At 70.7% G+C, this 21,154-nt stretch carries 20 protein-coding genes and 1 pseudogene; 5 read left to right on the forward strand and 16 right to left on the reverse strand.

All coding sequences use genetic code 11. The features are described from left to right. Window positions 1–3 precede the first annotated feature (3 nt). From ACFYL6_RS17975 to ACFYL6_RS17995, 5 genes are all read right to left on the reverse strand, one after another. A complete protein-coding gene (locus ACFYL6_RS17975) occupies window positions 4–414 on the reverse strand; it encodes a hypothetical protein (protein ID WP_387172373.1) in 411 nt (136 codons plus the stop codon). Further along, window positions 411–1,133, reverse strand: coding sequence for a glycosyltransferase family 2 protein (locus ACFYL6_RS17980; RefSeq protein ID WP_387172374.1), 723 nt, complete (start codon window positions 1,131–1,133; stop codon window positions 411–413). Before ACFYL6_RS17980 ends, ACFYL6_RS17975 begins: the two co-directional genes overlap by 4 nt. Window positions 1,134–1,301: 168 nt before the next feature. Next, complete coding sequence (locus ACFYL6_RS17985) at window positions 1,302–2,216, reverse strand: sugar ABC transporter permease (protein WP_387172376.1); 915 nt, start codon at window positions 2,214–2,216, stop codon at window positions 1,302–1,304. Then, window positions 2,213–3,856, reverse strand: coding sequence for an ABC transporter permease subunit (locus tag ACFYL6_RS17990; protein ID WP_387172377.1), 1,644 nt, complete (start codon window positions 3,854–3,856; stop codon window positions 2,213–2,215). The genes ACFYL6_RS17985 and ACFYL6_RS17990 overlap by 4 nt, the downstream gene beginning before the upstream one ends. Then, entirely contained in the window at window positions 3,856–5,103 is a 1,248-nt protein-coding gene (locus tag ACFYL6_RS17995) for an extracellular solute-binding protein (protein WP_387172379.1), read from the reverse strand. The genes ACFYL6_RS17990 and ACFYL6_RS17995 overlap by 1 nt, the downstream gene beginning before the upstream one ends. A 198-nt stretch (window positions 5,104–5,301) precedes the next feature. On the opposite strand from ACFYL6_RS17995, the gene ACFYL6_RS18000 reads away from it, so the two are divergent. The 3 genes from ACFYL6_RS18000 (at window position 5,302) to ACFYL6_RS18010 (ending at window position 8,594) form a co-directional block, all read left to right on the forward strand. Beyond that, complete coding sequence (locus ACFYL6_RS18000; RefSeq protein WP_238662266.1) at window positions 5,302–6,348, forward strand: LacI family DNA-binding transcriptional regulator; 1,047 nt, start codon at window positions 5,302–5,304, stop codon at window positions 6,346–6,348. A gap of 32 nt (window positions 6,349–6,380) precedes the next feature. Further along, entirely contained in the window at window positions 6,381–8,015 is a 1,635-nt protein-coding gene (locus ACFYL6_RS18005) for a glycoside hydrolase family 13 protein (protein ID WP_387172381.1), read from the forward strand. A 207-nt stretch (window positions 8,016–8,222) separates the two neighbouring features. Continuing rightward, window positions 8,223–8,594: a VOC family protein gene (locus tag ACFYL6_RS18010; RefSeq protein WP_387172383.1), complete on the forward strand. Its 372-nt coding sequence runs from the start codon at window positions 8,223–8,225 to the stop codon at window positions 8,592–8,594. Window positions 8,595–8,598: 4 nt separating this feature from the next. On the opposite strand, the gene ACFYL6_RS18015 is transcribed toward ACFYL6_RS18010, so the two are convergent. The 6 genes and pseudogenes from ACFYL6_RS18015 to ACFYL6_RS18040 all read right to left on the reverse strand — a co-directional run. Continuing rightward, a complete protein-coding gene (locus ACFYL6_RS18015) occupies window positions 8,599–9,036 on the reverse strand; it encodes a hypothetical protein (RefSeq protein ID WP_387172385.1) in 438 nt (145 codons plus the stop codon). An 81-nt stretch (window positions 9,037–9,117) separates the two neighbouring features. Further along, window positions 9,118–9,504: a GntR family transcriptional regulator gene (locus tag ACFYL6_RS18020; protein ID WP_387172386.1), complete on the reverse strand. Its 387-nt coding sequence runs from the start codon at window positions 9,502–9,504 to the stop codon at window positions 9,118–9,120. After that, window positions 9,504–10,430: a YihY/virulence factor BrkB family protein gene (locus ACFYL6_RS18025; protein WP_387172388.1), complete on the reverse strand. Its 927-nt coding sequence runs from the start codon at window positions 10,428–10,430 to the stop codon at window positions 9,504–9,506. The genes ACFYL6_RS18020 and ACFYL6_RS18025 overlap by 1 nt, the downstream gene beginning before the upstream one ends. Window positions 10,431–10,582: 152 nt before the next feature. Further along, a complete protein-coding gene (locus ACFYL6_RS18030; protein WP_387172390.1) occupies window positions 10,583–11,164 on the reverse strand; it encodes a 2'-5' RNA ligase family protein in 582 nt (193 codons plus the stop codon). A gap of 12 nt (window positions 11,165–11,176) precedes the next feature. Continuing rightward, a complete protein-coding gene (trpS, locus tag ACFYL6_RS18035) occupies window positions 11,177–12,202 on the reverse strand; it encodes a tryptophan--tRNA ligase (RefSeq protein ID WP_196920989.1) in 1,026 nt (341 codons plus the stop codon). A gap of 315 nt (window positions 12,203–12,517) precedes the next feature. Beyond that, a pseudogene (locus ACFYL6_RS18040) lies at window positions 12,518–13,474 on the reverse strand (hemolysin family protein); the annotation flags it as partial. Window positions 13,475–13,723: 249 nt separating this feature from the next. Here ACFYL6_RS18040 and galE point away from each other — a divergent pair. Continuing rightward, entirely contained in the window at window positions 13,724–14,653 is a 930-nt protein-coding gene (gene galE, locus ACFYL6_RS18045) for a UDP-glucose 4-epimerase GalE (protein WP_387172675.1), read from the forward strand. Next, window positions 14,650–15,819: a galactokinase gene (galK, locus tag ACFYL6_RS18050; protein WP_387172393.1), complete on the forward strand. Its 1,170-nt coding sequence runs from the start codon at window positions 14,650–14,652 to the stop codon at window positions 15,817–15,819. The genes galE and galK overlap by 4 nt, the downstream gene beginning before the upstream one ends. 397 nt (window positions 15,820–16,216) lie before the next feature. Here the strand turns inward: galK and ACFYL6_RS18055 are convergent, their stop codons facing one another. The 5 genes from ACFYL6_RS18055 to ACFYL6_RS18075 form a co-directional block, all read right to left on the reverse strand. Continuing rightward, window positions 16,217–17,545 carry a sulfate adenylyltransferase subunit 1 gene (locus ACFYL6_RS18055; RefSeq protein ID WP_387172394.1) on the reverse strand — a complete coding sequence of 443 codons (1,329 nt, stop codon included), beginning with the start codon at window positions 17,543–17,545 and terminating at the stop codon, window positions 16,217–16,219. Beyond that, window positions 17,545–18,456 (reverse strand): sulfate adenylyltransferase subunit CysD, encoded by a 912-nt coding sequence (cysD, locus tag ACFYL6_RS18060; RefSeq protein WP_124862940.1) that lies wholly within the window; start codon window positions 18,454–18,456, stop codon window positions 17,545–17,547. Before cysD ends, ACFYL6_RS18055 begins: the two co-directional genes overlap by 1 nt. 75 nt (window positions 18,457–18,531) lie before the next feature. Continuing rightward, entirely contained in the window at window positions 18,532–19,362 is an 831-nt protein-coding gene (locus tag ACFYL6_RS18065) for a 3'(2'),5'-bisphosphate nucleotidase CysQ (RefSeq protein ID WP_387172396.1), read from the reverse strand. 131 nt (window positions 19,363–19,493) lie between these two features. After that, window positions 19,494–20,084 carry an aminoacyl-tRNA hydrolase gene (pth, locus tag ACFYL6_RS18070; protein WP_387172399.1) on the reverse strand — a complete coding sequence of 197 codons (591 nt, stop codon included), beginning with the start codon at window positions 20,082–20,084 and terminating at the stop codon, window positions 19,494–19,496. Window positions 20,085–20,179: 95 nt separating this feature from the next. Further along, window positions 20,180–20,869 (reverse strand): 50S ribosomal protein L25/general stress protein Ctc, encoded by a 690-nt coding sequence (locus ACFYL6_RS18075; protein ID WP_387172401.1) that lies wholly within the window; start codon window positions 20,867–20,869, stop codon window positions 20,180–20,182. Window positions 20,870–21,154: the final 285 nt, after the last annotated feature.

Consider the following 21,154-nt stretch of genomic DNA (forward strand, 5'->3'; position numbering starts at 1 on the left):
TCGTCAGTCGACCTTCCGGACGACCAGCCGCACGCCGGCGCTGGTCGGTCGCTTCCGCTGCACCGCGGCGACGCCCACCGAGTAGTCCCGCGGCGTCCCCTGGACGACCACACACCCGCGCAGCGCGGCGAGCTCACTCAACCGCTGGTGCCACAGGTCCTTGTTGGCACGGGCCGGAGTGAGCGAGATCCGGCTGCCAGGCGGCACCTGCTCGACGAACTGGCGCCAGAGCGTCTCCAGGTCCACCTGGTGCTGGGTGGCCGGGAGGTCGTGTTCCCGGTCACTCATCAGGGCGATGCCGCGGCCGGTCGCCCGCACGGCTCCCTGCACGGTCAGGAGCAGGCAGCCCACCCCGACGAGGGCCACGACGATCCGGACGATGGTGGTCTGGTCCGGGCGCCTCGTGGTCGTCATCGGTCAGCGAGCGTCTTGGCGGGAACGACGCCGGGACGACGTCGGGCCCGTTCCCGGCCCAGGATCCACAAGGCCTCCACCCCGTCCCGCCAGGTGATCTTCTTGCCCTCGGCACGGCCCCGCGCCCGGTAGGCGATCGGCACGTCGTAGGGGCGGATCCGCCGACGCAGCAGTTTGCCCGTCACCTCGGCCTCCATGCCGAACCCGCGGGACCGGATGTCCAGCGATCGGTACAGCTCCACCGGCATCAGTTTGAAGCAGGTCTCCAGGTCGCCGATGTAGGAGTTGAACAAAACGTTCGCCGCCGTGGTGACTCCCCGGTTTCCGACCACGTACCAGAAGCTGTAGGCACTGTGGCTGCCGAAGGTGCGGTTGCCGTAGACGACAGTCGCGTTCCCCTCCAGCACCGGCGCCAACAGCTTCGGAATGTCCTGTGGGTCGTACTCCAGGTCGGCGTCCAGGATCACCATGTACTCGCCCCGGGCGTTGTCCACGGCCGTCTTGATCGCCGCGCCCTTGCCCGCGTTGCGGGGGTGCGTCACGACCCGCAGCCGCGCGTCATCCATTCGACCGAGGATCTCGGCGGTCTCGTCCGTACTGCCGTCGTCGACCACCACGATCTCGATCTCACACGGGTACTGCACGGCGAGGGCCTGCTTCAGGGCCTCCGCGACGCGTTCCGCTTCGTTGTAGACCGGCATCAAGATCGACAGTTGCACGAAAGTCTCCCCGGGAACAGCACCGGACGGCGGATGAAGGGCGGCGGGCCACCAGCGGCTAGTGAAGCAGGCCCGCCACACGTTCGCTGACCCGCTCTCGCTGAGCGGCGTCGGCGCGCTGCCGAAGCACCCTACCTCGCGCCACCGGAGACCGGCCGCACCCCGGTCTCAGCCCTTGACGGCGCCCGAGGTCAGCCCGGAGACGATGTAACGCTGGAGGAACTGGAAGACCAGCACCGTCGGGATCGCGGTCAGCAGGGTGCCGGCCGCGAAGATGCCGAAGTTGTTGTTGCGCTCGTTGCCCTCCAACAGGCCGTACATCCCCACCGCCAGGGTCTTGGAGTCGGTACTGGTGAGGAAGACGTTGGCCATCAGGAACTCGTTGATGGTGCCGATGAAGGCCAACAGCCCGGCGACCGCCAGGATCGGCGCCACCAACGGCAGCATGATCCGGAAGAAGACCTGGGCGTGGGAGGCACCGTCCATGGTCGCCGACTCGTCCAACTCCCGCGGCAGCGTGTCGAAGAAACCCTTCATCAACCAGGTGTTCACGCCGAGCGCGCCACCCAGGTAGAGCAGAAGGAGGCCCCAGGGCGTGTTGAAGCCGATCGACGGCCACAGGTCGGTGATCGTGCCGAAGATGAGGTAGATCGCCACGATCGCCAGGAACTGCGGAAACATCTGGATCAGGAGCAGCGAGAGCAGCCCCACCCGGCGTCCGCGGAACCGCATCCGGGAGAAGGCGTACGCGGCGAGCGCCGAGAGGAACACCGACGCGAACGACGCCAACCCGGCGATCAGCAGCGAGTTGAGGAACCACCGCCCGAAGGCGGTCCGCTCGAACAGCCCACCGAAGTTGCTGAGGGACACCCCGCCGGTCGGCACCAACTCGGTGGTGGACAACGTGCCGAGCGGGTTGAGCGCGGCGGAGAGCACGAACACGATCGGGAACAGGCTGAACAGCACGCCGAGCAGGGCCACCAGATGCCGCCAGCCGACCTGGGCGAACCAGCGGTTACGCCGCCGACCGGTCCGGTTGAGGTTGCCGCGGACGGGGCTCGCGAGCTCACTCCTCGCGCTCACGCGTACACCTCTTCCTGTTTGCGGGTCCGCCGGAAGCTGATCGCGGAGACCACCGCGACGATGGCGAAGATGAACAGCGAGATCGCGGCGGCGAAGCCGAACTGCGCGCCCTGCCCGCCGAAGGCCAGCCGATAGGTGTACGTGATGAGCAGGTCGGTGGCGCCGTTGGCCGGGTTGTCGGCCGGGAAGGGCGCACCCTCGGTGGTCAGGTAGATCGCGTTGAAGTTGTTGAAGTTGAACGCGAACGACGAGATCAGCAGCGGCGAGAGCGCGACCAGCAGCAGCGGCAGGGTGACCGCCCGGAAGGACTGCCAGGGCGAGGCCCCGTCGACCGCGGTCGCCTCGGTCAGCTCGCGCGGGATGGCCTGCAACGCGCCGGTGGCGACCAGGAACATGTACGGGTAGCCGAGCCAGAGCTGCACCAGGATGACCGCGAAGCGGGCGGTCCACGCCTGCCCGAACCAGTCCACATTCACCCCGAACAGGTTGTTGATCAGTCCGAAGTCGGCGTTGAACATGTCCCGCCAGGCCAGCAGCATCGCGAACGACGGCATGGCGTACGGCAGGACGAGCACCACCCGGTACAGGTTGGTGCCGCGCATCCGGGGCGAGTGCAGGACCAGGGCGATCAGCATGCCGAGCAGGAACGTTCCGCCGGTGGAGCCGATGGCGAAGGCGAAGTTCCAGATGAGACTGCCCAGGAACGGGCCGGAGATGTTCTCGTCGGTGAGCACCCGGGTGAAGTTGGTCAGCCCGACGTTGACCTTCCAGCCCTGGGCCAACCGCTCACCGTCGGCGGCGACAAAGGCGCCCGCCTCGTCGTCGGCGGTCCAGGTCCGCCCGGTTTCGGCATCCCGGACACAGTCGCAGCCGGCCTCGTACGCCCGCACCGCCTTGCCCTCGTACGCCCGGGACAGGCCGCTGGAGCGCACCGCGCCGCCCGGGGTGGGCACCACCAGGTCGGTGATCTCCTTGCTGCGGGAGCTGGCCTGGCCGACGGTCAGCACGGTGTACCCGTCGGCGGCGGTGACCCGGCCACCGGTGGCGACTGTGACGTCGGCGGGGTCGAGTCGGCGCAGCCCGTCGGTGTCGCCGACGGAGACCGTGCCGGTGCCCGGATCGGTGACCAGGAAGACCAGCGCGCCGGTGGCCGGGTCGCCCTTGGTGGCGATGGACAGGGCGTACTCGGCGGACCCGGGTACCTGGGTGACCGACGAGGACGCGATGGCGACGATCGCGTCGTCCTTGCTGCCCCGGTGCCCGTCGCCGAAGTTGGTGAAGGCGGTGCTGGCGGTGTAGAGCACCGGGAAGACCTGGAAGGCGATCAGGAACAGGGTTCCCGGGACCAGGTACTTGGCCGGGATGTGCCGACGGGTGAGGTACAGGTAGAACAGTCCGGCGGTGGACGCCGCCAGCAGTGCCAGGCCGGCCCACATTCCGGCGGCGACGAGCGGGAACGCCGCCCAGACCGCGACACCGGCGGTCAGGCCGAGCAGGAGCACCTTGCCGGCGAGCCCGGTCAGGGTGATCGGTGCGTCGTCGCGGGTACGCGACGGACGGGAGCGCGCGGGGTGGGAGCCGTCGGGCTCCCGGCCCGGGGCCTGCGTGGCAGACCCCGGGCCGGACAGCGGCGTACTCATTACTTGATCTGGCCGGAGATGGTCTTGCCGGCGGCGGTGATGGTGCTGGTCGGGTCGGCCCCACCGATGACGGCGGCCTCGGCCTTGCCGAACGGGTCCCAGATCGCGGCCATCGCCGGGATGGCCGGGAGCACCTGCCCGTTCCTGCCCGCCTCCTGGAACTTGGCCAGGTCCGGGTCGGTGCCCTTGACCTGGTCGAGGGCGGCGGTCAGCGCCGGCGGCCGGGGCTCGGCGTTGTACAGCGCGACGGCCAGCTCGGGCGTGGTGGTGTAGTTGGCCACGAACTCCTGGGCCAGCGCCTTGTTCTTGCCCTTGGCGGCGACGTAGAACGCCTGTACGCCCACGAACGGCTGGGCTTCCTTGCCACCGGCGAAGCCGGGGATCGCCGAGATGTCGTACTTGATGTTGGCCTTCTTGACGTCGGCCACGGCCCACGGTCCGGAGACCAGGTATGCACACTTCTTGCCGGTGAAGGTGGCGATCGAGTTGGTGTCCGCGATGGAGCGCTTGAGCACACCCGCGCCCTTCTCGCCGAGCGCGCCGATCTTCTTGAAGGCTTCGACCGACTCGGGCTTGCCGACGCCCAGGTCCTTCGGGTCGTAGTCGCCGTTGGCCCCGGTCCCGAAGAGGTAACCGCCGGCCGAGGTGTAGAGCGGGTAGATGTGGTACGCGTCGCCGTTCTGGCCGACCTGGAGGCAGAGCGTCTCGGTGGCCTTCTTCGACGCCTTGAGCGCCCGGCCGTTGGCGACCAGGTCCTCGATGGTCTTCGGCGCCTCCGGGGCCAGCTCGGTGTTGCGGATCAGCGCCAGGTTCTCCTGCGCGTACGGCACGCCGTAGAGCTGACCGTTGAAGGTGACCGCCTTGATGGCGGTCGGGTTGAAGGCGCTCTTCTGCTCGGCGGCGAGCTGCACCGGGTCGATGGCGCCGTTCTGCACCAGGTTGCCGATCCAGTCGTGTGCGCCGACCACCACGTCCGGGCCGCTGCCCTGCTGGGACGCGGTGACGAAGTTGGTCTGGAGGTCCTTGCTGACGGCCTGGACCTCGACGCTGACGCCGTTCTCCTGGCCGAACTTCTCGGCGAACGGCTTGAGGGCGGCGGTCCGCTTGTCGTCCGCCCAGATCACCAGTTTGCCGCCGGCGGCTTTGGGGGTGTCCTTCGCGGCCGGCTCGTCGCTGTCGCCACCGCAGCCCGAGGCGGCGAGCGCCAGGGCGAAGAGGGCGACCACACCCGCGGTACGGATGCGCATCGGTGCTCCTGTCGTCATGGCGGGTCGGCCGGGGGAAGGGCGGCCCGCCAGTGGAAACGTCTGGAAGTTCTTGCCAACCGGCGCATGGATGTGCGCCGCTGCTCTCGCATGTTGCCGGGACGTTAGCAAGACGTTGCAAGTAATGGAAGGGCTTGCAGAGCACCCCGCAAGAACTTGCCGGTGGGCTAAAGTGCCGCCATGCGCGCTCGACTGTCCGACATCGCCCAGCAGGCCGAAGTCAGCGAGGCCACGGTGTCGCGGGTGCTCAACGACCGCCCCGGCGTGGCCCCGGAGACCCGGCAGGCCGTCCTCACCGCCCTCGACGTGCTCGGGTACGAGCGCCCGGCCCGGCTGCGCAAGCGCAGCGCGGGGCTGGTCGGCCTGGTGGTGCCGGAGCTGGACAACCCGATCTTCCCCGCCTTCGCCCAGGTCATCGAGTCCACTCTGGCGCAGAGCGGGTTCACCCCGGTGCTCTGCACCCAGACCGCCGGTGGCGTGACCGAGGACGAGTACGTGGAGATGCTGCTGGACAGGCAGGTTTCCGGGATCGTCTTCGTCTCCGGCCTGCACGCCGACACCGCGGCCAACCACGACCGCTACCGGGCGCTGCTCGCCCGGCCGCTGCCGGTCGTGATGATCAACGGGTACGTGCCCGGCATCGGCGCGCCCTTCGTCTCCTGCGACGACCGGGAGGCGGCCGAGCTGGCCGTCGCCCACCTGGTCGCGCTCGGGCACCGGCGGATCGGCCTGATCACCGGCCCGGACCGGTTCGTCCCCGTGCAGCGCAAGGTGGCCGGCTGGCGCTCCGCGATGACCCGGCTGGCCGGCGTCGCCGAAGCCGACCTGGGCCCACTCGCCGAGCTGTCACTGTTCGGAGTGGAGGGTGGCGAGGCGGCGGCCGGCCGACTGCTGGACCGCGGCGTCACCGGGGTGGTCTGCGGCTCCGACCTGATGGCGCTCGGCGCGGTCCGGGCTGCCCGCCAACGCGGCCTCAACGTGCCCGACGGCCTCTCCGTGGTCGGTTACGACGACTCCCCACTGATGGCCTTCACCGACCCGCCGCTGACCACCATGCGGCAGCCGGTCACCGCGATGGCGGTGGCCGCCGTCCGCGCCCTGGTGGACGAGATCAACGGGCACGGGGCCCCGCACTCGGAGTACCTGTTCCGCCCGGAGCTGGTGGTACGCGGCTCCACCGCTGTCGCGCCGAGTTCCGCCCGCCTTTCTTACGCAAGATCTGCTTGACTCTTGCAGCGACGGGCCGGCATATTGCTCGAATGATCAGCACCGCCACCCCGCCGCACGCCACCGACGACGACTGGTGGCGCTCCGCGGTCGTCTATCAGGTGTACGTCCGCAGCTTCGCCGACAGCGACGGCGACGGCACCGGCGACCTCCAGGGCATCCGGCAGCGCCTGCCGTACCTGCGCGACCTCGGGGTGGACGCGCTCTGGCTGACCCCCTTCTACACCTCGCCGATGATCGACGGCGGGTACGACGTGGCCGACTACCGGGACGTCGACCCGATGTTCGGCACCCTCGACGACTTCGACGCGATGATCACCGACGCGCACGCCCTCGGCCTGCGGATCATCGTCGACCTGGTGCCCAACCACACCTCCAGCGCGCACCACTGGTTCACCGCCGCGCTCGCCGCCGGCCCCGGCTCACCGGAGCGGGCCCGCTACCTCTTCGCCGACGGTCAGGGCGCGCACGGCGAGTTGCCCCCGAACGACTGGGAGAGCATCTTCGGCGGCCCCGCCTGGACGCGGATCGCGGACGGTCAGTGGTATCTGCACCTGTTCGACAGGTCCCAGCCGGACCTGAACTGGCGTCACCCGGAGGTCCGCGCCGAGTTCGAGGACGTGCTGCGGTTCTGGCTGGACCGGGGCGTGGACGGATTCCGCATCGACGTGGCGCACGGCATGATCAAGGCGGAAGGGCTGCCGGACGTCGGCTTCAGCTCGATGACCACAGGCCAGCGCCAGGTCGAACTGCTCGGCAAGGGCCGGCTGCCGTACTTCGACCAGGACGAGGTGCACGAGATCTACCGGGCCTGGCGGCCCATCCTGGACAGCTACCCGGGCGGTCGGATGGCGGTCGCCGAGGCGTGGGCCGAGACGCCCCAGCGCCTGGCCCGCTACATCGGTCCGGACGAGTTGCACCAGGCGTTCAGCTTCGACTTCCTCGACGCCACCTGGTCGGCCGACTCGTTCCGCAAGGTGATCGACACCGCGTTGGCCGAGGCGACTGTGGTCGGGGCGCCCACCACCTGGGTGCTGTCCAACCATGACAAGCAACGGCACGTCACCCGGTACGGCGACGGCGCGGAAGGCCTGCGCCGAGCCCGTGCCGCCAGCCTGCTGATGCTCGCCCTGCCCGGCTGCGCCTACCTCTACCAGGGCGAGGAACTGGGCCTGCCGGAGGTCCTCGACCTCCCCGACGAGCTGCGCCAGGATCCGGCGTTCCTGCGCACCGGCGAGAGCCGCGACGGCTGCCGGGTGCCCATCCCGTGGAGCGGCGAGCTGGCCCCGTACGGCTTCGGGCCGGCCGGCAGCGAGCTGAGCTGGCTACCCGCCCCGGCGGTCTGGCAGGCGCTGTCCGTCACGGCGCAGACCGACGTGCCCGGCTCCACCCTGGAGCTGTACCGAGCGGCGCTGCGGATCCGTCACGACCATCCCGCGCTGGCCCTCGACGCCGACGGGGTCACCTGGCGGGAGAGCGAGCCGGGGGTGCTGGCCTTCTCCCGCACCGCCGGCGCGACCGTGCTGACCTGCGTGGTCAACCTCAGCGGCGCGCCGGTCCTGATCGACGGGTACGGTCAGCCGCTCGTCGCCAGCGACGAGCTCACCGAACGGGGCTCCGGTCATCTGCTGCCAATTGACGCGGCAGTCTGGTTGGAACAGCCCTGAACGGGTAACTCGTTCTCGACCTGGTCGTTCGTCGTGCCCCGCGCCGACGGGCGACTGGGCTACCGGCCCCTTGTGGTGGGGGGTGAGGTGCCACCGGCGCCACGCGGAGTCCGCTCCGCGTGGCGCCGGTGTCCGTGTGCCGCCGTTGGTTAGACCCGCAGGCGTCGCGGGTACGGCATCGGGCACCATCGCTACGGAGGTGACCCCATGGTGGTACGGATCGCCCAGTGCACGCTCGACGTCGAGGACCTGGACGTGATGGTCGCGTTCTGGTCCGCGGCGCTCGGTTACGAGGTCGAAAAGGGCGACGACGGCAGCGCCAAGCTCTGGCCGCCGGGGCAGCCGTCCGCCGCCGCGCCCACCGTGTGGTTGCAGGGCTCGGGCACCGCCAAGCGGGGCAAGAACCGGCTGCACCTCGACGTGGTCGCGGACGCCGACCCCCAGGCGGAGGTACGGCGGCTGCTGAGCCTCGGCGCGCGGCACGTCGACGTCGGGCAGACCGGGGCCGAGCAGTTCACGGTGCTCGCCGATCCCGAGGGCAACGAGTTCTGCGTGCTGGACCACGCGCCGACCCGCTGACGTCTCACTTCGCGGTGAGCAGCGCCGCGATCCGGGTCCAGCCGGCGCGTACCTCGGCCTCGTCCGGCGGTTCGGCGGGCTCACCGTGGCCCGCCTCGTCGGCCGCCGCGTCCAACTCCTCGTCGATCACGTCCTCGAAGTCCCCGTACAGGTCGGCCCCCTCCACCTGACGGGCCTCGTCCTCGGCGGCGACCTGCGCGGCGGCGATCTCGCTGCGGATCTCGTCGGCGGACAGCGCCGGCAGCAGCGGCTCCACCACGGCCATCAACTGCTCCTCGGCGACCACCGCCTCGGCCAGAGCCAACGCGGCCGGTCGCTCGTACGGCCCGCAGACCACCGGCTCCCACTCGTCGAGGTCACCGAGCGGACCGAAGGTGATGATCCACGGCAGGCCGAGGAGTGGTGAGTCCGCCGGCAGGTCCAGTGTCATGAGTGCGCCCACCGGCTCATCATGGTCCGCGAACGCGAGCGCCGACGCCGTTCTCCTCAGTTATCGCCCGTCCGACTGTCGATCGGCGACCGGTCAGCCGGGACGGGCAGCGTCCAGGGCGGCGCGGACCAGGGCGAGCGCGGTGGCCGGCGGCACACCGAGCCGGGCCGCCTCCGTCGCGTAGCCGGCCGCTGCCCGCTGCAACCGGTCGACGGCGTCGTCCCGCCCGGGGGCGACGAAGGTGCCGTTGCGCCCCCGGGTCTCCAGCAGCCCGGCAGCTTCCAACTCCCGGTAGGCGCGGGCCACCGTGTTCGCGGCCAACCGCAGGTCGGCGGCGAGCTGCCGGACGGTCGGCAGGCGGCTGCCCACCGGCAACCGACCGTCGCCGATCAGCTCGGCGATCTGCACGCGCACCTGCTCGTACGGCGGCACCGACGAGTCCGGGTCGACCGAGATCAGCACCTGCGCGCCTTCCATCATCAGCCCGCACCTCCCGGCGTACCGGGATCAATGCCCTCGTCGACATCCTTCGCCGGCGCGGGGGTTTCCGCCAGGTCCACGACTCGGCCGTTGGTGCTGGTCGCGAGGAGCGCCGCGCCGAACAGCACCAGCTGGTTGAGCAGGTAGAGGTAGAGCAGCAGACCGACGGCGCCGGCCACCACGGTGTACGCCGGATTCCGCTCGGTCCGCACCACGTAGTACCGCCCGACGGTGTTCAGCAGCGTGATACCGACCGCCACCAGCACCACCACCGGGCGCAGCCGGGACCGGCTCATCCGCAGTCGGGGCACGGCCAGCAGCAACGCGGTGGCGAGCACGGTGTTGACCAGCACGCTGAGCAGCGCGCTGATCGTGGTCAGACCGACCGAGCCGGTGCTGCGCAGCAGGAAACGCAGCAGCGACTCCAACGCGTCCACCGCCGCGACCGAGACGCCGAGCAGCACGAAGACGCCGATCATCACGCCCAGGTCGACGAGGCGTCGCACCACCAGATTGCCCGGCTGCTGGTTGAGCTGGTACATCAACCGCTGCGAGGACCGAATGGCCTCCACCCAGCCGATCCCGGTGAAGACCAGGATGACCAGGCCGACCACCCCGACCGTGCCACTGGAGTTGGCGATCTGCTCGGCGTCCAGGAACGGCAGATTCTCCTTGAGGAAGTCGGCCGCCGCCGCGCTGACCTCGTCGTTGTCCTCCAGGATCGCGCCGAAGATGGAGAACGCCACCAGGGCGAGGGCGAACACCGCGAAGAAGCCGTAGTAGGCGATCGCGGCGGCCAACCGGCCGGCCAGCACCTCGCCGTACAGCACGCCGGCCCGCCACACATGATCGAAGAGCCCCGACCGGTGGCGCGCGGCGCTCACCCAGCGGTCGATGCCCGCCTCAATTTGGCCGATCACGTTCACGCGATCATCCTCGCCGATCTCCCACCGCTGTAGGGGCAACCGGCTCCCGATGCTCGCCGGCCGGCGCGTCGCCGTCGCTTCGGGTGCCGGCGGTCCGGCTGCCGGCGCTTCAGGTGCCGGCGCCTCGGTTGCTGGCGTCTCTTGCCGGCGCTTCAGGTGCCGAGGCAGAAGTCGCGACGCGGCTGCCACCTGGCCTGCCCGCTGTGCGAGAAGAGGGTGAACGCGTCGACCTCGAACATCGCGGAGAAGTCGGCCAGATCCTCGTACACCTTGTCCAGGGCCTCCGGCGCCACGTCCTGCGCCACGGTGACGTGCGGATGGTACGGGAAGCGGAGCTCACGGTGCAGGCCCGGCGCCGCGGCGATGGCCGCGGCCAGCAACTCGCATTCACTGATCCCGGCGGCCACCGCGACGAACACCACCTGGGTGACCGGACGGAACGTACCGGTGCCCCGCAGGTGCAGCGTGAACGGCAGGTGCGTGGCGGCGACGGCGGCCAGGTGCCGCTCGACCGCCGGCAGGTTGGCCGTCCGGATCTCGGTGGGCCCGAGCAACGTCACGTGCGCGGGCACCGCCAGCGGATCACCGGCCTCGACCCGCCGCCGGGTGAGCTGGGCACCCCACGGCTCGGGGATGTCCACCGCGATGCCGATCTGGATGGTGTCGCCGGTCGGCGGCACCCCGCCACTGCGATCCACGCTTCGCGCCGCCCCTCCGGCCACCGACCCGTCCACCTGTACGCGGGCCTACTCGCCGCGCACGGGCGGGAAGAACCCCACCCGCTCGTACGCGGACCGCAGGGTCGTCGCGGCCACCGCACGGGCCTTCTCCGCGCCGGCGGCGAGCAGCTTGTCCAGCTGCGCCGGATCGTCGAGGTAGGCGCGGGTGCGCTCCTGGATCGGACGGACGAAGTCCGTCACCACCTCGGCCAGCTCCTTCTTCAGGTCGCCGTAGCCACGGCCCGCGTACGCGGCCACCAGCTCGTCGATGCTGCGGCCGCTGAGCGCCGAGTGGATGGTCAACAGGTTGGACACGCCCGGCTTGGTCTCGGCGTCGAAGACGATCTCCCGACCGGTGTCGGTCACCGCCGAACGGATCTTCTTGGCGGACCGGGCCGGGTCTTCGAGCAGGTCGATGATGCCGGCCGGCGAGGACGACGACTTCGACATCTTCGCGGTCGGGTCCTGCAGGTCGGTGATCTTGGCAGTGTCCTTGACGATGTGCGGCGCGGGCACCGTGAACGTCGCACCGAACAACGAGTTGAACCGCTGGGCCAGATCCCGGGAGAGCTCCAGGTGCTGGCGCTGGTCCTCGCCGACCGGCACCGCGTTGGCCTGGTAGAGCAGGATGTCGGCGGCCTGCAGGACCGGATAGGTGAACAGCCCGACGCTGGCCCGCTCGTTGCCCTGCTTCTGCGACTTGTCCTTGAACTGGGTCATCCGGCTGGCCTCGCCGAAGCCGGTGATGCAGCCGAGCACCCAGGCCAACTGCGGGTGCTCGGGCACCTGCGACTGGACGAACAGGGTGCTGCGTTCCGGGTCGAGCCCGACCGCGAAGAGCTGGGCCGCGGCCACCCGGGTCCGCTGGCGCAGCAGCGCCGGGTCGTGCCCCGCGGTGATGGCGTGCAGGTCCACCACGCAGTAGAAGGCGTCGTGGGTGTCCTGTAGCGCCACCCAGTGCCGCACCGCGCCCAGATAGTTGCCGAGGTGGAACGAGTCGGCTGTCGGCTGGATGCCGGAGAAGACGCGGGGCCGGGCGGGAACGTCGGACATGGCGATAATTCTGTCAGCAACCAACCCGGTCCGTCATGACGGGCCGGCGGGTCGGCTCCGGCCCGCCGGTGCCGGGGCGCTGACCTCGCGTGGTTCGCCCGCGCCGACCCGGCGCGTCGCCCCGACCGCGACCCGGCGGTGCTGCCCCGCCATCGCCTCCCGGGCCTGCTCGGGGCCGCCCGCCGAGGCCGGCGCGGGGTCGTACTCGCGGCGCTGCCCGGCGTTCTGCGCGCCGTGCTGTTCGGTGCTCTGCTCGGTGCTCTGCTCGCGGCGCTGCTCGGTGGTGCTGATCGGCCCGGTGCTGGCCGGTCCGGTGCGGGCGGCGGAGACGGCGAGCCGGGCCACCCGGCGGCCGTCCAACGTGAGCACCCGCAGCAGCCAGCCGGCCGGCAGCTCGGCCGCCGGATCGGGTGCGCCGACGTCGGCGGGTTCACCCGGCACCGGTACCTCGTCGCCGGTCACCGGGAGCCGACCCAGCGCGGCCATGACGAAACCGCCGACCGTCTCGTACGGTCCGGCGGGTAGCGCCACCCCGGTCCGCTCGGCGAAGTCAGCGAGGTTGAGTCGACCGTCCACCACGGCGGGCAGACCAGCGTGCACCGGGTCCGGGGCGGCGTCGTACTCGTCGTGGATCTCACCGATCAACTCCTCGATGAGGTCCTCCAGGGTGACGATCCCGGCCGTGCCGCCGTACTCGTCGACCACCACCGCGAGGTGCTGGCCCTCCCGGCGCATCTCGGTCAGCGCGGCGAGCACCCGTTTGCTGCCGGGGAGCCGCTTCACCTCCCGGGCCAACTCGCCGACGGTGACGCACGGGTCGGCGTCCGGGCGCAGCAGTACGTCACGGAGATGCACGAAGCCGACCACGTCGTCGTGGGTGCCGTCGGTGACCGGGTAACGGGTGTGCGTTTCGGCGCGGACCAGTCGGGCGGCTTCGACGATGGTCAGCCGCGCCGGGAGGAAGACCACCTCGGTGCGCGGCATCATCACCTCGCGGATCAGACTGGCACCGGCTACCAGGACCTCGTCGATGATCCGCCGCTCGTCCGGGTCGAGCACCGTGTTCGCCGCGACCAGATCCCGCAGATCGGCCTCGGAGATGTGCTCCCGGCCGGCCGTCGGACCGGTCCCGAGCAGGTCGGTGACGAGTCGGGTGGTGCCATCCGCGGCGCGAACCAGCACCCGGGCGACGGCCCGGGCGAGCGGGCCAGGGTCGCGGCGGGGGTGCACCCGCGCGCGTCGCCGGAGCCCGGTACGGGCCACTTCCCGCATGACAGAGATGGTAGACACCGTGGGCCCGCCGCACCGGGGATCACGCGGAGCGACCCACAGATGTTCGGCTCTGTTTAATCATGAGAGATTATGATGGAATGGGGTTGGCGGTGGCATCGGCGAGGGTGCCCGCCACCGCCCTAGTGTGATCACCGAAGGGCCACGTCCCGGGCGGGCCAGGCAGGAGGCAACGACGTGAAACTGCTCGTCACCGGGGGCGCCGGCTTCATCGGGAGCGTGGTGACCCGGATGCTGCTCGACGCGGGTCACCAGGTGGTCATCCTGGACGACCTACGCACCGGGCACCGCGAGGCCCTCGCCCCGGAGGCCACCCACGTCGAGGCGTCCATCCACGACGCCGCCCGCGTCATCACCGCGGACGCCGGGTTCGACGGGGTGCTGCACTTCGCCGCCCTGATCGCCGCCGGCGAGTCGATGGTCAAGCCTGAGCTGTACTGGCAGAACAACACCGTCGGCTCGCTCGCCCTGATCGACGCGGTCCGGGCAGCCGGGGTGCCACGGATGGTCTTCTCCTCCACCGCCGCCGTCTACGGCAACCCCACCGAGCTGCCGATCACCGAGAACGCGGTCAAGGCACCCACCAACACGTACGGCGCCACCAAACTCGCCGTCGACATGGCACTCACCTCCGAGGCGATCGGGCACGGGCTGGCGGCCGTGTCGCTGCGCTACTTCAACGTGGCCGGCGCCCACCTCGACGGCGACATCGCCCTCGGCGAGCGGCACGACCCGGAGACGCACCTGATCCCGATCGCGCTGGACGTCGCCGCCGGCCGGCGGGAGAAGCTCCAGCTCTTCGGGGACGACTACCCCACCGTGGACGGCACCTGCGTCCGGGACTACATCCACGTCGCCGACCTGGCCCGCGCGCATCTGCTGGCGCTGGACGTGGCCACCAGCGGCCAGCACCGAATCTACAACCTGGGCAACGGCAACGGCTTCACCAACCGCCAGGTCGTCGACGTGGTCCGCGAGGTCACCGGGCACCAACTGCCCGTCGAGGTCGCCCCGCGCCGCGAGGGCGACCCGGCCGAGTTGGTCGCATCGTCCGCGCTGGCCCGCGACGAGCTGGGCTGGGTGCCGCAGAAGCCGACCCTGCACGACATGGTCGGGGATGCCTGGGCGTTCTACCGCACGCACATCCTGGGGCAGTCATGAACCAGCCGGGCGGTGACGTCGCCGAGCGGGCTGCCGCCGGCTTCTCCGCGCAGTTCGGCGGCCAGGCTGCCGGCCGCTGGGCGGCCCCGGGCCGGGTCAACCTGATCGGCGAGCACACCGACTACAACGAAGGCTTCGTGCTGCCGTTCGCGCTGCCGATGCGTACCGTCGTCGCGGCCGACCGGCAGGACGGGGAGCAGTGGACCGTCTGGTCCGAGCTGCCAGACGAGACGATCACCTTCGGCGCGGACGACGTCGCCGAGCCGGGTCGGGTCACCGGCTGGGGCGCGTACGTCGCGGGTGTCGTCTGGGCGCTGCGCGAGGCGGGCCATCCGGTGCCTGGTGCGCGGCTGGCGATCGCCTCCGACGTGCCGCTGGGTTCCGGGCTCTCCTCGTCGGCCGCGCTGGAGTCAGCCGTGCTGGCTGCCCTGCTCGACCTCGGCGGGCTGGAGCTCGCCCCGGCGCTGCAGCCCCGGCTGGCGCAGCGGGCGGAGAACGTCTACGTGGGTGCGCCGACCGGCATCATGGACCAGTCCGCGGCGATCCGTTGCCGCGCCGGGCACGCCCTCTTCCTCGACTGCCGTGACGAGTCGGTCGAGCAGATCCCGTTCGACCTGGACGCCGCCGGGCTGGCTGTGCTGGTCATCGACAGCCGGGCACCGCACCGACACGCCGACGGGGAGTACGCGGCCCGCCGTCGTTCCTGCGAGGCCGGGGCCAGCGCGCTCGGCGTCGCCGCCCTGCGGGACGTGGGCATCGACCAACTCGACGACGCGTTGGCCCAGCTCGACGACGAGGAGACCCGGCGGCGCGTTCGGCACGTGGTGACCGAGGACCAACGCGTACTGGACACGGTGGCGCTGCTCCGCGCCGCCCGGGTCCGCGACATCGGCCCGCTGCTGACGGCCTCCCACGTCTCGATGCGCGACGACTTCGAGATCACCGTGCCGGAGATCGACACCGCGGTCGAGGCGGCATTGGCGGCCGGTGCGCTGGGCGCCAGGATGACCGGCGGCGGCTTCGGCGGATGCGTGCTCGCGCTGATCGAGGCCGACCGCGCCGATGCGGTAGCCGCCGCCGTAACCGACGCGTACGCCGACCGAGGCTTCACCGCCCCCGGCACCGTGACCGTCCTCCCCTCCCCCGGCGCCACCCGCCTGCCCTAACCCCCACCCCACCCACCTCACTCCACCCACCCCACCCCGCCCTACCCCAGCCGGTGATCAAGAGGTTTGCGTCAATTCGAGCCCGAATCCTGACGCAAACCTCTTGATCACCGCGGCCGAGGTGGGGGTGGGCGACCGGGCAGGGGTGAGCGGTTGGACGAAGGGGCTGGCTGGCTGGCTGGCTGGCTGGCTGAAGATCGTGCTTGTTCATGGAAGTAGTGGCCTCGCCCGCTGGGCGAGGCCACTACTTCCTGGATCGTGCGCGATCTTGGGCGCGGCGCGAGCCGGCGGCCGCGGACCCGACGGGCACGGGCCGACGGGCACGGGCCGACGGGCACGGGCCGACGGGCACGGGCCGAGCGTGCGGGCCGGCAGCGGGTGAGTGGGTGGGTTGGGGTTAGCTGGCTTCGACGATCATGGCGGCGCCTACCGTGCGGTTGGTCGCCTCGTCGATGATGACGAAGCCGCCGGTGGTGCGGTTGCGGCGGTACTCGTCGGCCAGCAGCGGCACCGTCGTGCGCAGTCGCACCCGGCCGATCTCGTTGAGCCGCAGTTCGTCGGCCGACTCGTCGCGGTGCAGCGAGTTGATGTCCAGCCGGTAGTGCAGCCCGCGCACGATCGCCCGGGCCGACCGGGTGGTGTGTTTGATCGCGTACCGGCCGCCGACCCGCAGGGGGGCCGTCTCGTCCATCCAGCAGACCATCGCCTCGATGTCCTGGGCCACCGCCGGTGCGTTGTTCGGCCGGCAGATCAGGTCACCGCGAGAGATGTCGATCTCGTCGGCCAGTCGTACCGTCACCGACATCGGCGGGAACGCCTCCGGGACCGGCCCGTCGGCGGTCTCCACGGCGGCGATCCGGCTGGTGAAGCCGGAGGGCAACACCATCACCTCGTCGCCCGGCTTCAGCACGCCGGAGGCGACCTGACCGGCGTAGCCGCGGTAGTCGGTGATGGTGGTGGACTGCGGACGGATCACGTACTGCACCGGGAACCGGACGTCGACCAGGTTGCGGTCGCTGGCGATGTGCACCCGTTCCAGGTGGTGCAGCAGCGACGGGCCCTCGTACCAGGGCATGTTGTCCGACCGGGTGACGATGTTGTCGCCGCGCAACGCGGAGACCGGCACCACGGTCAGGTCCGGCGCGTCGAGCTTCGCCGCGAACGCGGTGAACTCGTCGGCGATCCGTTCGTAGACCTCCTGCGACCAGTCGACCAGGTCCATCTTGTTGACACAGAGGACCAGGTGCGGCACCCGCAGCAGGGAGCAGAGGAACGCGTGCCGGCGGGACTGCTCGACGAGGCCCTTGCGCGCGTCCACGAGGATCAACGCCAGGTCCGCCGTCGAGGCCCCGGTGACCATGTTGCGGGTGTACTGGATGTGCCCCGGGGTGTCCGCGATGATGAACTTGCGCCGGGGGGTGGCGAAGTACCGGTACGCCACGTCGATGGTGATGCCCTGTTCCCGCTCGGCACGCAGACCGTCGGTGAGCAGCGCCAGGTTGGTGTATTCGTCACCGCGGGCCGCGCTGACCGCCTCCACGGCGGCCAACTGGTCGGTGAAGAGCGACTTGGTGTCGTAGAGCAGCCGCCCGATCAGGGTCGACTTCCCGTCGTCCACGCTGCCGGCGGTGGCGAACCGCAGCAGGTCCATAGCCCGGGCCTCCGGCCCGGCCCCGGTGACAGCCCGGGCCTCCGCATTCGCGGACGCCATGATCTCGGTGCTCATCAGAAGTAGCCCTCCCGCTTGCGGTCCTCCATGGCGGCCTCACTGACCCGGTCGTCACCACGGGTGGCGCCGCGCTCGGTGATCCGGGTGGCCGCCACCTCCTCGATGACCTTCTCCACGGTGTCCGCGTCGGAACGGACCGCGGCGGTGCAGGAGGCGTCGCCGACGGTGCGGTAGCGCACCTGCGCCTTGAACCGCTCCTCACCCGCGCGGGGGCGGAAGAACTCGTTGACGGCGTAGAACATGCCGTCCCGCTCGATCACCTCGCGCTCGTGGGCGTAGTAGATCGAGGGCAGCGGGATGCGTTCCCGGGCGATGTAGTGCCAGACGTCCAGCTCGGTCCAGTTGGACAGCGGGAAGACCCGGATCGACTCGCCCGGGTGGTGCCGGCCGTTGTAGAGCGACCACAGCTCGGGCCGCTGGTTCTTCGGGTCCCACTGACCGAACTCGTCGCGGAAGCTGAACACCCGCTCCTTCGCCCGGGCCTTCTCCTCGTCCCGGCGGGCGCCTCCGAACAGCGCGTCGAAGCGGTGCTTCTCCACCGCGTCCAGCAGCACCGGTGTCTGGATCCGGTTGCGCATGCCGTCACCGGACTCCCGGACCATGCCGCTGGCCAGGGCCTCCGGCACGCTCGCCACCACGAGCTGCAACCCCAGCTCGGCGACCCGTTGGTCGCGGTATTCCAGGACCTCGGGGAAGTTGTGCCCGGTGTCGACGTGCATGACCGGGAAGGGGATGTTGGCCGGGGCGAACGCCTTCTGCGCGAGCCGCAGCATGACGATCGAGTCCTTGCCACCGGAGAAGAGCATCACCGGGCGTTCCATCTCGGCGACCACCTCGCGCATCACGAAGATGCTCTCGGCTTCCAGGGCGTCCAGGTGGGAGACCTGGTACGCCGCGGGGGTGGTCATGACACCGGCTCGATTCGCTCGCTCATCCGATTTCCAGACCTTTCCGGTCGGGCATGTCAAGAAAGTCCGCTCAGGCTACCCGGAATGTTTCTGCAGCGCTGCAAGCAACCGGGTGGCGAGATCCTTGCGGCAGACCAGGAGGTCGGGCAGCCGCGGATCCGCCTCGTTGTATTTCAGCGCAGAACCGTCGATCCGGGAAGCGTGCAGCCCGGTGGCCGTCGCCACAGCGATCGGGGCCGCCGAGTCCCACTCGTACTGCCCACCTGCGTGGATGTACGCGTCCACCTCGCCGGTGACCACGGCGGCGATCTTCGCTCCGGCCGAGCCCATCGGCACCAGGTGCGCCCCGACGTCCTCGGCCAGATCGGTCAGGAAGACCGGCGGCCGGCTCCGGCTCGCCGCCAAACGGATCTTCCGCTCGCCGGCCGTCGCCGCCTCCACAGTCATCGGCGGGTACGCCGGCGGGTAGTCCGTGCCCAGCACCCGGTGCTGCGCCGGCAACCCCACCGCCCCGGCGACCAGCCCGTGCGGACTCGGCGCACTGCGCGCCCAGAGCGCCACGTGCACCGCCCAGTCCGATCGGCCCTCCTCGGAGAACTCCCGGGTGCCGTCCAACGGGTCGACGATCCACACCCGATCCGCGGTCAACCGCGACACCGCCCCGGTGTTCACCTCCGCGGCCCAGGCCAACCGCGACCCCTCGTCCTCCTCGGAGAGCACCGCGTCATTGGGACGCCACTTCGCCAACTCCGTGCGGATCAGGTCGTGCGACACCTTGTCACCGGCCGACTTCAGCGCGCCGGTGTCGGCGAAACCCATCTCCGTGCGCAGGTCGAGCAGCGCCTGCCCGGCCCGGGACGCCAGCCACCGGGCGAACGCGCCATCGATCATCGGAGGACTGCTCATCTGTCCGCTCCCGTCGCCTCGCCGCGCTGCCCGCACGGGCCGATCCGCCGCGACTCGCGTCGCCGGTCGCGGCACGCCGAAAGCGCAGACTACCGGCCCGCCGTTTCCGATTCGGGTACGCCCCGCCCGGCTCAGCTGCCGTGGTAGAGGTTCTGGGTCGGCTCCACGCCCTTGGTGATCACCGACTCCACCACGTCGGCGGCCCGGTCCACCAGGAAATCCAACTCCTTGCGCTCGGCCGCGCCAAAATCCGACAGCACATAATCCGCTGGGTCCTGCCGCCCCGGCGGTCGGCCGACGCCGAACCGCACGCGGGCGTAGTCCTTCGTCCCCAACGACTTCGACATCGAGCGCAGGCCGTTGTGCCCGCCCTCGCCGCCGCCGAACTTGATCCGCACCTGACCGAAGTCGATGTCCAGCTCGTCGTGCACCGCGATCACCTGCGTCGTCGGCACCTTGTAGAACTGGGCCAGAGCCGCCACCGGCCCGCCGGACAGGTTCATGTACGTCAGTGGCTTCACCAGCACCAGCTTCGGCCCACCGAACCCCAGCCGCGCCTCGGCCACCTCGGCCACCGCCCGCTTGTGCCGGCCGAAACGCGCACTCACGCGCGCGGCCAGCAGGTCGGCCACCATGAACCCGACGTTGTGCCGGTTGCCGGCGTACTCCCGACCCGGGTTGCCCAGGCCGACCACCAGCCACGGCCCCGTCTCGTCCGTCACGACCCGTCCCTTCCGACGCCCATCCCAGCCGACTCCCGATATGCCGACAGGCGCCCCCGAACACTCGGGGACGCCTGTCGCACAGTACGAACCGATCAGGCCTCGGTGCGCCCCTCGGTGGCCTCGGCGGCCGCCTCGGTGTCCGCGCCCTCGGAGCCCTCGGTGGTCTCGCCGACCTCGGCCTCGGCCTCGTCGGTGGCGGTCTCGACCTCGGGCAGCGTCGCCTCGAGCTGCTCGGCGGTCGGGGCGGCGGTGATCGACGCGACGGTCAGCTCCGAGTCGACGGCCAGCTCGACGCCGGCCGGCAGCTCGACGTCGCCGGCGGTCACCAGCGTGCCCGCCTCCAGGCCCTCGATCGACGCGTCGAGGTGGTCCGGAACCTTGGTGGCGTCCGCGGTCACCGAGAGGGTGTCGTGGTCGTGCACGATCAGGGTGTCCCGAGCGGCCTCGCCGGTCAGCTGGACCGGAACGTCGACGGTGACCTTCTCGCCCCGGCGGACCAGGATGAGGTCGACGTGCTCGAAGGTGTCGCGGATCGGGTCACGCTGGATCGCCTTCGGCAGCGCCAGCACCTGGGTGCCGTCGGTGATGTCGATCGCGAAGAGCTGGTTGGCACCGCCCTTGCGGATCGCGGCGGCGAACTCCCGCGACGGCAGCGCGATGTGCTTGGGCTTCTCGCCGTGGCCGTACAGCACGGCGGGCACCTTGCCGGCCCGGCGGGTACGGCGGGCACCACCCTTGCCGAACTCGGTACGGGGCTCGGCGCTGATCTTTACCTCGGACACGGGGAAACTCCTGATGCTTTTCGCTGCGGCGGCTTGTCGTCTAACGGTGCTGGGGCGAGGGGCTCGCTGGGGCTCATGCGTCATGAACGACTGCCCGGAGCACCGCGTCGATGACGGTGCCTCCGTGCGGCGCTTTTCAGCGGCCCGCCGGGCACCCTCGCCGTGGCAACCGCACCAGTCTACCCGAGCTGTTTCCAGGGTTTCCGGCAGTCCCCGTTCACGGCTCGTGACCGACGCGTCGGTGGTGCTCCCACCAGCGTGCCGGCCCCGTTTCCGCCAGTTTGC

This window comes from Micromonospora sp. NPDC007208 (assembly GCF_042869175.1).
Classification (GTDB): Bacteria; Actinomycetota; Actinomycetes; order Mycobacteriales; family Micromonosporaceae; genus Micromonospora; species Micromonospora foliorum.

Coding starts and splice junctions, on each gene's coding strand:
- ACFYL6_RS17975 (WP_387172373.1), bottom strand. CDS start 414: ATGACGACCACGAGGCGCCCGGACCAGACCACCATCGTCCGGATCGTC.
- ACFYL6_RS17990 (WP_387172377.1), bottom strand. CDS start 3,856: ATGAGTACGCCGCTGTCCGGCCCGGGGTCTGCCACGCAGGCCCCGGGC.
- ACFYL6_RS17995 (WP_387172379.1), bottom strand. CDS start 5,103: ATGCGCATCCGTACCGCGGGTGTGGTCGCCCTCTTCGCCCTGGCGCTC.
- ACFYL6_RS18000 (WP_238662266.1), top strand. CDS start 5,302: ATGCGCGCTCGACTGTCCGACATCGCCCAGCAGGCCGAAGTCAGCGAG.
- ACFYL6_RS18005 (WP_387172381.1), top strand. CDS start 6,381: ATGATCAGCACCGCCACCCCGCCGCACGCCACCGACGACGACTGGTGG.
- ACFYL6_RS18010 (WP_387172383.1), top strand. CDS start 8,223: ATGGTGGTACGGATCGCCCAGTGCACGCTCGACGTCGAGGACCTGGAC.
- ACFYL6_RS18020 (WP_387172386.1), bottom strand. CDS start 9,504: ATGATGGAAGGCGCGCAGGTGCTGATCTCGGTCGACCCGGACTCGTCG.
- trpS (WP_196920989.1), bottom strand. CDS start 12,202: ATGTCCGACGTTCCCGCCCGGCCCCGCGTCTTCTCCGGCATCCAGCCG.
- galE (WP_387172675.1), top strand. CDS start 13,724: ATGCTGCTCGACGCGGGTCACCAGGTGGTCATCCTGGACGACCTACGC.
- galK (WP_387172393.1), top strand. CDS start 14,650: ATGAACCAGCCGGGCGGTGACGTCGCCGAGCGGGCTGCCGCCGGCTTC.
- ACFYL6_RS18055 (WP_387172394.1), bottom strand. CDS start 17,545: ATGAGCACCGAGATCATGGCGTCCGCGAATGCGGAGGCCCGGGCTGTC.
- cysD (WP_124862940.1), bottom strand. CDS start 18,456: ATGACCACCCCCGCGGCGTACCAGGTCTCCCACCTGGACGCCCTGGAA.
- ACFYL6_RS18065 (WP_387172396.1), bottom strand. CDS start 19,362: ATGAGCAGTCCTCCGATGATCGATGGCGCGTTCGCCCGGTGGCTGGCG.